Source organism: Labilibaculum manganireducens (assembly GCF_002843385.1).
Classification (GTDB): domain Bacteria; phylum Bacteroidota; class Bacteroidia; order Bacteroidales; family Marinifilaceae; genus Labilibaculum; species Labilibaculum manganireducens.
On record NZ_MVDE01000007.1, the window covers coordinates 21,438 to 34,189 of the forward strand.

At 37.7% G+C, this 12,752-nt stretch carries 8 protein-coding genes; all 8 read right to left on the reverse strand.

The window, feature by feature from the left end; genetic code table 11:
- Window positions 1-209: 209 nt before the first annotated feature.
- On the reverse strand, window positions 210-1,832 hold the full coding sequence (locus BZG01_RS06420; protein ID WP_101309010.1) for a diflavin oxidoreductase: 1,623 nt from the start codon (window positions 1,830-1,832) through the stop codon (window positions 210-212).
- A 19-nt stretch (window positions 1,833-1,851) separates the two neighbouring features.
- A complete protein-coding gene (locus BZG01_RS06425; RefSeq protein ID WP_101309095.1) occupies window positions 1,852-3,000 on the reverse strand; it encodes a PepSY-associated TM helix domain-containing protein in 1,149 nt (382 codons plus the stop codon).
- A 111-nt stretch (window positions 3,001-3,111) separates the two neighbouring features.
- Entirely contained in the window at window positions 3,112-5,469 is a 2,358-nt protein-coding gene (locus BZG01_RS06430; RefSeq protein WP_101309011.1) for a TonB-dependent siderophore receptor, read from the reverse strand.
- A gap of 632 nt (window positions 5,470-6,101) precedes the next feature.
- On the reverse strand, window positions 6,102-6,641 hold the full coding sequence (locus tag BZG01_RS06435; RefSeq protein WP_101309012.1) for a carbonic anhydrase: 540 nt from the start codon (window positions 6,639-6,641) through the stop codon (window positions 6,102-6,104).
- A gap of 118 nt (window positions 6,642-6,759) precedes the next feature.
- Window positions 6,760-7,605 (reverse strand): sulfurtransferase, encoded by an 846-nt coding sequence (locus tag BZG01_RS06440; RefSeq protein ID WP_101309013.1) that lies wholly within the window; start codon window positions 7,603-7,605, stop codon window positions 6,760-6,762.
- A 3-nt stretch (window positions 7,606-7,608) separates the two neighbouring features.
- Window positions 7,609-8,523, reverse strand: a complete 915-nt coding sequence (locus BZG01_RS06445; RefSeq protein ID WP_101309014.1) for a glutaminase — start codon at window positions 8,521-8,523, stop codon at window positions 7,609-7,611.
- 265 nt (window positions 8,524-8,788) lie between these two features.
- Window positions 8,789-10,120, reverse strand: a complete 1,332-nt coding sequence (locus tag BZG01_RS06450) for a hybrid sensor histidine kinase/response regulator (protein WP_101309015.1) — start codon at window positions 10,118-10,120, stop codon at window positions 8,789-8,791.
- A 112-nt stretch (window positions 10,121-10,232) separates the two neighbouring features.
- Window positions 10,233-12,569, reverse strand: coding sequence for a penicillin-binding protein 1C (gene pbpC / locus BZG01_RS06455; RefSeq protein WP_218973028.1), 2,337 nt, complete (start codon window positions 12,567-12,569; stop codon window positions 10,233-10,235).
- Window positions 12,570-12,752 lie beyond the last annotated feature (183 nt).

Consider the following 12,752-nt stretch of genomic DNA (forward strand, 5'->3'; position numbering starts at 1 on the left):
TTTCTCTACTTCCATCCAATTGAAATGCAAAACTACAGTAATTAATTAATTATCTGAAAAGAAGAAGCTTTTCTTTGAAAAAACCTATTTAAAAATGCCGAGGCTGTTCCTAAAAACAACACCTCAACCCGAAAGGTTGAGGTGTATTTTATTATTATGAGGCTAAAAATAAGGAAGAAACAAAAGTTGTATTTTGCCGAATAGGGAAATTAATACAAATCTTCACGGTACCGACCAGCACCAATCAGGCGATCAAGATAAAAACCTGGTACTTCCGATTCCCCCTTATGTTTCTTCTCATACAATTTAAGGATTGTCTGACGAACGCCCATTCCCATTTTTAAAGATCCGCAAACATAAATGCAAGCGCCTTTGTTTAGCCATTGATAAATTTCATCAGCATTCTCATGAATTTTATCCTGCACATAAATCTTGTTTTCATCATCTCTTGAAAAAGCCGGATCAAAACGGGTAAGAACACGGTGATTCAACCATTTTTTTATTTCTTTTTGATAAAGAAAATCAGATTCCTGATGTTTCTCGCCAAATATCAACCAATTATCACCGCTTTTTTGCAATTCCTTTTCCTGTAAAAAAGCCCTGAAAGGAGCAATCCCAGTACCTGACGCAATTAAAATAACCGGTACATCTGATTTTTCAGGAAGACGAAACGAATTGCCTGACATCAATTTAAACTGCACTTGTGTGCCTACTTGTAAGCATTGATTCAAGTAAGTTGAACATGAACCTTTCCTTGTTCTTTCCCTTACATTAAATTGCACTTGTTTTACAGTTAGGTGAATTTCTGCAGGATTGCATTGCTGACTGGATGCAATTGAATAATACCTGGGAAGAATTCCCGGCAATACCGAAACAAATTCCTGAGCATTCATCTCACAAGGAAAGTCGATCAACAAATCCAACAAATCATGTTCACCAAGATATGCATTCAATTGATCCTCTGCTGAGATTAGCTCTTCCAACTGCTTGTGTTGAGCAAATTGCTGATATTTACAGATTACACTCTTACGTAGAGTTGTTATTTCCAGTTTGTTTTGCAAAAGATGCCCCAGCTGAAATTCAGCTTTGTCGAAAATAACCGATTGCTCTCTTGACCAGTGAACCGTTTTGAGAATTTCAGTGACCAATTCGCAAGGATTTTGGGGAATAACACCAATAGAATCGCCTGGTTGATAAGACACCTGCAATGAATCAATGCCCAAAACAAGATGATATATCCCGTCAGAAGAACCTTCATTCAAACGGTATTTTTCTTTGATCAAAGCATTGTGATAGTGAACCTCTTGATCAGTTTTGATTGTGATTTCCTCTGTTGCTGAGGTTGAAAGGTGCTGATTCAGAATTCCGGTAATCCAACTGACTGCATTCGGTCCAAACTCCGCATCGCAGTCAGCCCGTGGGTAAAAACGGCTGGCTCCAAGTTCGTTTAAACGTTCATCAATATCTTTACCTGTTTTACAAAAGAACTCATAACTTGAATCGCCCAAAGCACATACCGAATATTGCAGATTTCCCAAGTATTCTTCCTGAGAAAACAAATAATTGTAAAAACGAATAACTGATGGCGGAGGATCTCCTTCGCCATGTGTGCTTGCAACAATCAGAAGCATTTTTTCATTCTTTACTAAATGAACCGGATAGCTTGACATGTTGACAACTCTTGCTGCCAATCCGTGTTTTACAAATTGTTTTCCGGCCTCTTTGGCAACAAAAGCAGCATTACCTGATTTTCCTCCGTAAAGAATTGTAATGTCACTTTTTCCTGAATCAGATCTCCAAAAAAATAATTTTCGAATAGCAGACTTTATCATTTTTATCACTTGAAAAGAATTAGAAAAGAGAGATTTGCTGACGATTCCTGCGGCGTTTCCACCACATCAAAAACCCGGTGACAGGTAATGAAGCACAAATCAGGCTAACTAAGAAAGCGAGTATTTTGCCAGGAATCCCCAAAATAGCACCCACATGAATGTCGTAATTGGCTGTTATCAGCTTTTCACCAAAATTTTTATCGGAATGTTTGCGTTCCTTAAGCAGTTTTCCTGAATACTGATCAAATTGCAGTTGGTGACTAATGTAATACATGCCTTCTTTTTGCTGCACGTAAACATTTATCACTCCAAGACTATCGGTCGGAAACGAAATACGAAAGGCATTTGCATCAGCATATTTTTTTCGGGTTTGACTATACGCCTCATCAACCGGGTTTGTCACAATGTAATTTTCGGGCGATGATTTTTCCATGCTTACATCAGGAGGACTCGTTGTTCCTGCGGCCACGACATAAACTGTAGTCTGAAACCACCTGAATGCCCAAACCATCCCGGTAAGGGAAATTAGTAAGGCAAAAACAATGCTGTAAAAACCAAATACATTATGCAGATCGTATAATTTCCGGTACAATTTTGTTGGTTTCTTCCATTTTATTTTGAATCTGTTTTGAGCTGTTTTAAAACTTTTCGGCCACCATAAAACCAATCCGGAAATTAGCAAAATCACAAAAATAAATGTACTCCAACCTACTATGGGCTGCCCTATTTCTGTTTTCAACAACAAACTCCAATGCAAATATTTCACAATATTGAAAAAATCTAACTTTTCGTTGTAAACAGCTTTTATTTCCCCTTTGTAAGGATCAATAAATAAAGACTCATAATGCTCGATGGAACTAAAATAGGTCAATCCTCCGGGATTAGGCTTATAAGTATAAAACATCCATGTTTTTTTAGGATCATTATAAATATTCACCCAACTTATTTTTTTCTCAGTACCAAACTCTTCCTCTGCCTTTTCCCACAATTTACTTACTGGAATTGTGCTGTCAGCCTGTTTTTCCACATAACTTGCATCCAGCCGTCTCCATTCCGTAATTTCTTTACTAAAAGCATAAATACATCCAGTAAGAGAAACAATCAAAACGATAACTCCTGAAGTTAAGCCTAACCAAAGATGAATTTTAGCAATTGCATTTTTTATCATGATAATCAATTTAAATAAACAGAAAACATTCATCTGTTAGAAATAGTTATTGCAAATCTCCTTTCCGCTTTAAGCAGAAAGGAGATTAGATCATACAAAATTTATAAAGTCTTAAAATTTATAGCTGACATTTAAGCGGAAGTTGGTTCCCGGCTCTGTTTGCCAATAATAGAATCCCGAATATCCACTTCCTGAATACAAATATTTATCCAGTAAATTATTAATGTTTAAGCCAACTGAAAAATCTTCGTTTTTCCACGAAACGGCACCGTCAAGTCTAAAATAATCGGGCAAAATAGATTCGTTGCCGGACCCCCAGGCCCACGATGACCGATCAACCTGATATTGATAACCAAGTCCCAGACCCAAGCCTTTTAATCCCCGAGATTTAAATTGATATTTTAACCAACCATTTGTCATGTGTTTGGCATGTCCGGCCATGCGGGTGCCAACTTTGGTTGGATCGCTGTCTTTTGAAACCTTTACATTAGTATTTGCATAGTTCAAAATCAGGTTCAAACCGCTTACAATCTCTCCCTGGATGTCAAACTCAAAACCTTTTGATTCTGCCTCACCCAATTGAATGCTGTAATTCACGTCTTCCGGATCACTTGTCAGTACATTTTCTTTGGTGATTTTATAAAAGGTAAGAGATGAATTCCATCGTCCATTAGCCCATTTGCGTTTAATCCCGGCTTCCAGGTCATGACCTTCAACCGGATCAAAGGCTTTTCCATTTTTATCGCTTCCCGATTGTGGCAGGAAAGATTGATCGGACAAGGCATAAACCGACGTATTTTCATCAATAGAATAGCTGATTCCAACACGTGGAGTTACCACCTCATCATCAGTAGATGCACCATAAACGTCCGTTTTGTAAGAAGTATATCTCCCCGCCAGGGTTAATCTTAAATGATTATCAAAGAAACCCAATTCATCTTGTACATATAAAGATGAATAGCGGGTCATTTGTGATGCCGGATAACTTCCATTATAAGCACGCTGGCGAATACTCATACTTCGGTCAAAAACAGGCATAGCCGATGTGTGTACACTGTGAACCGGATTGTAAATATCAATAGGATTATCTACTCCGCCCAGAGAACCTCCCTGAAACCAGTCTGCATAATACTCTTTGTCACCGATGTCAACTCCCGCCAGAATGCGATGGTTGATTGCCCCTGTTTGAATTTCGCCATTTACAAAAGCTTGTCCCAATTTCGCAGTGCTAACAGCATCACCAATACTTATGTTGCGATAAACAAGACCTTCGGTTGATACAGAGTCAGCCCATAATGACGAACCAATCTGTTCGTAATTTACATATCCTAACTGGGCAGTAAATGTCCAGTTTTCGTTTAGTTTGTGCTCCAAATTAACAAAAGCATTGTGTTCACTGATGTTGGTAGGGTCTATATTAGGCTCCAGTAAAGTAAAATCACGTGGCAAATCGCCAAAGCCATTTGGAGAAAAAACATAGGCCGACCCAATATTAGACATTTTAGAATGCTGATAAATATATTCTGCTGTTAGTGTCGTTTTTTCATCAATCAGAAATTTAATTGATGGTGCTATGGTGTAACGATCATTAAACTCATAATCGCGGTGAGAATCTTTTGTAGAGCCCATTAAGTTTAAACGAAATAACAAACGCTCATCTTTGCTTAATTTACCCCCCAAATCAACAGCCGTTCTTAACGTATTAAAGGAACCCATCATCAATGAGATTTCATTGGTTTGATCAGCTTCGGCCTTTTTGGTAACCACATTATAAAAACCACCCGGTTCACCTGAAGACAGCATAAAACCGGCAGGTCCTTTTACAAACTCAATACGTTCCACAATAGACATATCCTCGGTAAGTGGTCCCCATGGTAAATCTACATTCATTCCATTCCGAAAGGCAGGAATTTTAAATCCCCGCATATTGATCCTGGCAAAACTACCCCAATGTTCAATCATTTGTGCCCCACTGATATTCCTGGTTATGCTTTCACGCATATCGACCAGTTGCTGATCATCCAAAAGATCTTTCGTGACTACCTGAATGTTTTGAGCCGCTTCGAGCAAAGGTGTATTAAAACGCAAACTTTGTGATGATTTATCGGCAATGTAGCTTGAGTATCGATTCCCCATAATTAAAACTTCGCCAATCTTTTCGTCTGTTTTTTCCATATTGAAAGCCGGCACAACTGTTTCCTGTCCGGCAATCACACTAACGTTTATTTTTTGTGTTTTTAAACCAATAGATGAAGCTTCGAGAAGATATGATCCTTCGTCAACTTTAGAAATAATGTAATTTCCTTTTTCATCTATAATTGTTCCCTTATTTGTTCCGTTTAGTCCAATATTTACCAAAACACCTTCATTATCATCAGGAATGTTCACCTTTCCTGAAATTGTTCCGGTTTGAGCGTGTAATATTGTTGTAATAGTAATACATACTATCAAAAAAATTAACTTCTTCATTTTTTACTATTTTAATTAGGATTTATTTTAGATAGCAAATCTATTAGTTACTTAAACAGCTATCAATCCCAATAAATAGTGATTTACAATAAACAGGCGGCGAGCAATCCGATACTTAAATTACCCGATTATGACACAAGTAAAAAGCCATGACAAACACAGACACAAGATTGACTAACAGCAAATTAATTTACAAGCCAAATTCAAGTTCATTTGATTTTAACAGAAAAAAAATCATTCTGCGAACAGTTCATACATATCACTAAATACAGCTACTCTTAAAATATATTTGGGAGAATTTCACTCATTACAAAAATCACAAAAGCATTTGGAATAAATAATTGTGAAATTTTGAACTTTGACCTGGAAGGAAATAAATAAATTATAGTTACTGTAAGGATGAGCTATCAACTTCCTGAACAGTAAAAAATCGTATGCGAATTTTGATGACCTCGAAAAACAGACTTTCAGGACACTTTTAATGGAAAGCGAAACTGTAAAGCAAGCTTTAAAAACTTTATTTTACACACATTAATCTTTTGTGTGACATTGCAATGAAAGTATTTTTATTTTGAAAGTATTTTAAGCCTCAGCCGGCTGTATTATTACCCGTTCACCCATCGACTGTATTTTTATTCTTCCACAATCGACAAACGGTTGGTTTCCACATGATAAAACAAAGGAGCAACTGTAATTTTCGGATATTTCACACGCAATCGCTTGGCTTCAGTCACTACAAATTCTATTTCATTTCCTATTTCGAACATGGGAGCAAAATTGGTAAAATGTTCTTCGGCTCTTTCAGGAGTCCAGCCGGCAGTACCAACCAAACCACTTATAAATTCATCCTTTCGGGAATGCAGATTAACCATGCCACAATTGTTGTGACCTATCAATGCAATATGCTTAATTCCTCCTACCGAAATTGCGTATGAAACTTTAAATTCGCTGTAACGAAGGTTAGCTCCTCCCGACCGAATAATGTATGAAAAGTTTTCTGGAATGTGCAGATGTTTGCGATTATCCATACACATACCAACCAAAAGCTGGGCTTCGGTATAAGTGGCAAAAGGCCGTTTTAAGTTATGGAACTCCAGCAGCAATCCAATGGGTGTATGTCGGTATTCCGGTAAAATATCCTCAATACAATTAACAGGTAGCAGTCGATTCATGATTACGATAGATATTTCATTTCCACTAAAAAATCATCATTTTACAGTGGTATGGTTTAGAATGATTCTAAAGATAGCCAAATGATTCTTCTGTGCAAATCAGAAATACAAAGAAGAATTATTCGACCGGATAATTTTCCAACTGTCCCCATTCCGCCCACGAACCATCATAAAGATATTTGCTGTTGGTTCGCACCAGCTCGCAGGCCAGCAAAACAATGCAAGCACTTACTCCCGATCCGCAGCAAAAAACCAAGGGTTTATTCTTTACGGATAAGCGTTCAAAAATCTCATTTAATTCATTTTTCGGCAGAAACATTCCTTTAGCCAAAACGCGGCTAAAAGGAAGATTAATGGATTTTGGAATGTGACCACTTTTCAAATTTTCCCTGGGTTCGGGAACTCTGCCCAAAAACCGGTCTTCTGAACGAACATCAATTACAAGGCTCTGCTCACTATTGATATTTTCGAGAATTTGTTCCGAATTCAAGACTGATTCCAGATTAAAATCAGCTTGAAAATCGCCCGGTTCCAATTCGATGGATTTCTGGGTCTCAACGTCAAAATTTTCTTTACTCCAAACCGGCAAACCACCATTCAAAACAGCAACATCATTATGCCCCATTGCTTTAAACAACCACCAAACCCTTGGGCTTGAATAGGTACCTAAATTATCGTAAACAACTATTTTACTATTCTTATTAATTCCCAGTTTACGGCACTCTGCGGTAAAACGATCCGGACTTGGAATCATATTTGAAATTGGATTGTCAGGATCACAAAATGTATTTTTCAAATCGAAAAAACGCGCATTTACAATTTGAACACCTTCGTATTCTGATTTTAACCCGGCCTTATTATCCTTTAGACTAGCATCAAGAATAAGCAGATTAGGATCATGCAAATGCTGAGAAAGCCATTTGGCTGAGACTACCGGTTGCAATTTGGTTTGAGTTTTTAACATGAATTAAAAAATTGAAGATTCAGTTTCGCTGGTAAACAGTTCCAAAAATTTCATTCCCTTACTCGAATTTCCCTTTTTATTCAACCTTGGACTCCATACTGCAATGCTGTATTGATTAGGAAGAATGGCAACAATACCACCGCCAACACCACTTTTCCCTGGCAAACCAACTTTAAACGAGAATTCACCAGCTTCATCGTAAAAACCACACAATTGCATCACAGCATTAATTCTTTTCGATTTACTGGAACTTAAAAATTTCTCATTAGTTATAGGATCTTTCCCATACGAAGCCAGAAAAAGGAATGTTCTGGCCAGCTCACTACAAGTCATTTCTATGGAGCACAAATTAAAATAAAAGTCCAAAACTGTATCAATGTCGTTACGGATATTCCCTAAATCCTTCATCAAATTGATTAGAGAAGCATTTCGATAACCTGTTGATTTTTCAGATTCTGCAATACGGGAACAATATTCAAGCGCAGAATTACCCGATAGACTTCTCACAAAATTCAGAAATTCTTCCTTCGGATTTTCCAGATGCTCCACCAAAACATCACAAACAACCAATGCTCCTGCATTTATAAATGGATTACGCGGAATTCCCTGATCGTATTCCAACTGAACCAAGGAATTGAAAGGAGTACCGGATGGTTCAACCCCCACTCTCTTCCATAAATCCTCATCTTCCAACTTGTATGCCATTACCAAGGACAAAACTTTTGAAATACTTTGTATGGAGAACTTTTCTTCTGAATCTCCAATGCTGTAATTTTCGTTCGTATTCGTGATCAAATGAACTCCAAATTTACTTGGATCAACATCACGAAGTTCCGGAATATACGACGCAGGACTCCCGGAATCCTTATAATCGTCCATCTTTTTTAAAATCTCCGTAAATATCTCTTGGTATTCCATAAACCAGCTTATTAAGTTGGCTTAAAGTTACATTTTGAACTGTAAAATCCTAATAGATTAAAATGAGTGTACAATACTCTATTTCCCATATGCAATACAAAGACAATAAGGATTTTGATCTAACTCTCTTCCAGTTTGTATTTTGTGGTGATTGAGAGTCATAATGCAATTTCCGGCTTTCTTAAATTGATTATTATTGGAAAAATGCTGAAAAGCTATCAAACAACCGAAAATTATGTTCCTCTTTTTAGTCAAAGGTCAGTAATCACCTTGTATTTTCCCTGATCTTATTCAACAGTTCTTCTCTCTTAAAAGGCTTTGCGATGTAATCGTTGCAACCAACATTCAAAGCCTTCTTTTTTTCGTTTCCAATGGCAAAAGCAGTTTGAGCAATAATGGGAATTTTATTGTGAAGCCCCCGAATTATCTTAACAGCTTCGTAACCATTTAAAACCGGCATTTTAATATCCATCAAAATCAATCCTAAATTTGCGTTCTTCCGACAAATGTCCACTGCTTCCTGTCCATTTTTTGCTCTTAAAAAATCGATTCCCGCATCGTTTAATATTCTTGATATGTAAAGAAAATTATATTCTTCATCTTCTGCAACAAGTACACAGCCAGGCCTTAAAACACTATTCAAATCTGCTTTTTCCTCTACTGTAGGTTTCTGAACAACGAAATCACCAGGAATTGTAAAATAGAATTTGGAACCAATTCCAAGATTGGATTCTACCCAAATATCCCCACCTAATAAATTCACATTACCCCTGCAAATGGCTAAACCTAAGCCTGCTCCACCAATCGTTTTTGTTGTTTCAATCTCTGCCCTGTGAAAACGATCAAAAATTTTCTCATGATATTCCGGAGCAATCCCAATTCCTGAATCCTTTACATAAAACAGCAATCGATCTTCCTTCGTCTCACACCCCAATTCAACCTCTCCTTTTGGGGTATACTTTATTGCATTACTAATGAGATTATCCAGAATTTGTCCCAACTTTACTCTGTCGGAAAAAACAATGTGATCTGAACCGGAAAGAGTATTATTTAACCGAAGAGAAATATTTTTCCTTAAAATTGTTCCGTGAACTGAATAAATCTGTTCCAAAAATTCATTAAGATTAAACTGAGTTTTATTAATGATCACATTTCCCGAATCTATTAGTGAAACATCCAATACATCATTAACTACATTAAGCAATTGATCCGAACTTTTAGTAATAATATCAAGGTACATTTCCTTTTGATCTTTGGTCAGATCATTTTCTTTTAGAAGGCCTGCAAAACCTACAATCCCATTCATAGGAGTTCTTATTTCATGCGATATGTTCTGCAAAAAAGCAGTTTTCAACTGATCGCTCTCTCTGGCTTTCTTTTCTGCATTTCGAATTTTAATCAAATGCTTCTTTAGTAAGAAGTAAAACAAAATTCCAGTCACCAAAACATAAAACCAACCTTTATAAGTTTGTATTTCTGTCAGATAATTGGGATCAGAGATTATCTTTTTCGCTAATTGATCAGAGAATGTGATCCATAATCCTCCTATCAATAAGTATGAAATAAGAATTTTATATTCAAATTTTACTTTTACCATATCTAGTCTTCCTAATATCTGAAATGCCAACAATAGTACGCAGGCAAAACATTAAAGTTGAGCTTTTTGCAAAAAAAACAACAAGATCAATTGCAATTCTTTTTTTAGCTTATCAGTTTATTTCGTTATCATTTTTTCCCACTACGGTAAATTTCTTGTACAAAGTGTTGCCATGATTGTCAACCAAACTAAGCAGATGCTCTCCTTCATCCGGACTTAATTCCATCTGATGCAGATGAACCGTTGCCCCAATAAATTCACCATCCAAGTGCCAAAAAACTTCAGCTTCCGGATCGTGGTGAGCCATCTCGAAAACAACTTTCCCACGAATTCCATCCAAATCGATGGGAACAAAAATCTGATCGTTTCCTTTCGGATAAATCAGCTCCATCACTTCATGATTCCGGGCTCCGGAACAATCATCCCGAAAGGGGGGCAAAGGTCGGTACAACGCATTTCTTTTTTTATAGTACCATTCCATTGCCGGCGGCAAAACAAACCAGTTTACATGTTGCATATTAGTCACTTTCTCGCATTCAGAATTCACCTGATACCTCTTGCCTGCATCCAAATGTACAAGTCTGTGATAAGGACAGGAATTGGTCTTCAAACCTGTCTCACAAACCAACATTGTATCAACAGTCTCGCACCACCTTCCTGCTCTGTATCCACTTTGCCTGCATACAGGAATCTCTTCCATCTCCTCAAACGGAATATCAAACCAAGAACCTGAAGGAAGTAAATTAAATACATCGAACATGACAGGCGCTGCTGAACTTACACCTGTTAAGCCCGGCCGGCCTTCTCCATCAGCGTTGCCAACCCAAACCCCAACTACAAAATCAGGTGTAGTCCCAATTGCCCAGGCATCGCGAAAACCAAAACTGGTTCCGGTTTTCCAGGCCACTTTACGTGATGAAGAAAAAGATTTCCACCCATTTTCACCATCCGGTCTGTTGACTTCCAGCAAGGCTTCAAATGTTTGATAAACGGAAGCAGCACTTAGTCTTGATTGGATTTCAGGATTCCCTTTTTTTACAGAATCCTGAAGTCGGTAAACTGGTTCACGAATATCATTCGGATAATAAGTTTTATTGTATTGATTGTAATGATTTAAGCTTCTTGCCAGTCCGGAATACATCCCGCATAAATCCCACAATGTACCTTCTGCCCCTCCCAAAATTAAAGACAATCCATAATGCCCTGCCGGACGATTAAGCGTACTCATTCCCAATATCTTCAATAGGTGGTGAAACCGCTCTACACCGTAATTGCGAAGCATACGAACTGCAGGCACATTTAAAGACCGTGACAGCGCCTTTTGAGCAGGAACGGCACCATCGTAGCGAAGATTAAAATTCTTAGGCGAGTATCCTGCTATCTGAGTTGGAATATCAGGAATGAGCGTATTGGGAAGAATTTCTCCGCTATTCAGCATACCGGCAAATAAAAATGGCTTTAAAACACTACCTGTACTTCTCGCAGCACGAATAACATCTACCTGATTTCCATGATTTTCCTCATCCAATTTATCAGTATTTCCAACATAAGCTATGCTTTGACCAGTTTCCACATCTAAAACCAAAACAGCCATATTGTGAATTTGATTGGCCTCTAAATTCCGCTGATATTTTCGAACCAACTCATTTACCTGCAATTGAAGCCGATAGTTTAAAGAGCTTGTAATTCGTTCGCCTGTATGTTCAACATTTGCCTGATCCAATAAATGAGGAGCCAACATTGGCAATGAATGAATTTTAGAAGGTATTTCTTCTAATTTTGCCAATTTACAAGTGATGGAATCAATAACTCCTCTTTCCACCAACCGATCCAAAAGGCGATTGCGTTTATCATGAAGTTTCCTGCTGTTTCTTCCCGGATAAATTAATGAGGGAGCATTTGGCAATACTGCTAAAGCAGCAGCTTCTGCCCATGATAAATCTTTGGCATTTCGTGCAAAAAAACGCCACGAAGCAGCTTCCAATCCAACTACATTTCCTCCAAATGGAGCATGAGATGCGTACAAGGCAAGAATCTCCTTTTTAGAATATCCCAACTCTAAGCGAATCGATTTTATCATCTCAACCAGTTTCTGATAGAGGTTTCTGCTCTTGCCTTTGCGGGAAATACGAACCAACTGCATGCTTAACGTACTTCCGCCGCTCACCACATGGCCAGCCTTTATATTTTGAATTAAAGCTCGTCCTAACGAAACCGGATTCACTCCCGGATGGTAATAAAAATACTGATCCTCGAATGCCAAAAGCGATTGCTCAAACTTGTCCGGTATTTGTTCCGATTCCGGAAACCGCCATTGTCCGTCAGCAGCAATTCTGGCTCCAAGTAACTTTCCTTCTCTGCTATAAAGAATAGTTGATGTGGGATCGTGAAATAATTTTGATGGCAGAGAAAACCAGAAACTTACGCACAACAGCAAAAATGCCAACATTAAAATGCGGCATTTTTTAGATTGGCAATATTTTATTTTTGGTATTTTCATTTACTAAAAGAAAGCTTCCTTTTTGAATTTATTATTTTCCATTTAAAAAAACGCTGTCAGGTCTTTCAGACTCTGACTGACCTGTTGTAATTGTTTGAAACCTGACGGAGTCCTTGGACCCGTCAGAGTTTA

What these genes read in the sequence shown, in the direction of transcription:
- BZG01_RS06435 (WP_101309012.1), bottom strand. Translation starts at nt 6,641, where the DNA reads ATGAATCGACTGCTACCTGTTAATTGTATTGAGGATATTTTACCGGAA.
- BZG01_RS06425 (WP_101309095.1), bottom strand. Translation starts at nt 3,000, where the DNA reads ATGATAAAAAATGCAATTGCTAAAATTCATCTTTGGTTAGGCTTAACT.
- pbpC (WP_218973028.1), bottom strand. Translation starts at nt 12,569, where the DNA reads ATGTTGGCATTTTTGCTGTTGTGCGTAAGTTTCTGGTTTTCTCTGCCA.
- BZG01_RS06440 (WP_101309013.1), bottom strand. Translation starts at nt 7,605, where the DNA reads ATGTTAAAAACTCAAACCAAATTGCAACCGGTAGTCTCAGCCAAATGG.
- BZG01_RS06445 (WP_101309014.1), bottom strand. Translation starts at nt 8,523, where the DNA reads ATGGAATACCAAGAGATATTTACGGAGATTTTAAAAAAGATGGACGAT.
- BZG01_RS06420 (WP_101309010.1), bottom strand. Translation starts at nt 1,832, where the DNA reads ATGATAAAGTCTGCTATTCGAAAATTATTTTTTTGGAGATCTGATTCA.
- BZG01_RS06430 (WP_101309011.1), bottom strand. Translation starts at nt 5,469, where the DNA reads ATGAAGAAGTTAATTTTTTTGATAGTATGTATTACTATTACAACAATA.
- BZG01_RS06450 (WP_101309015.1), bottom strand. Translation starts at nt 10,120, where the DNA reads ATGGTAAAAGTAAAATTTGAATATAAAATTCTTATTTCATACTTATTG.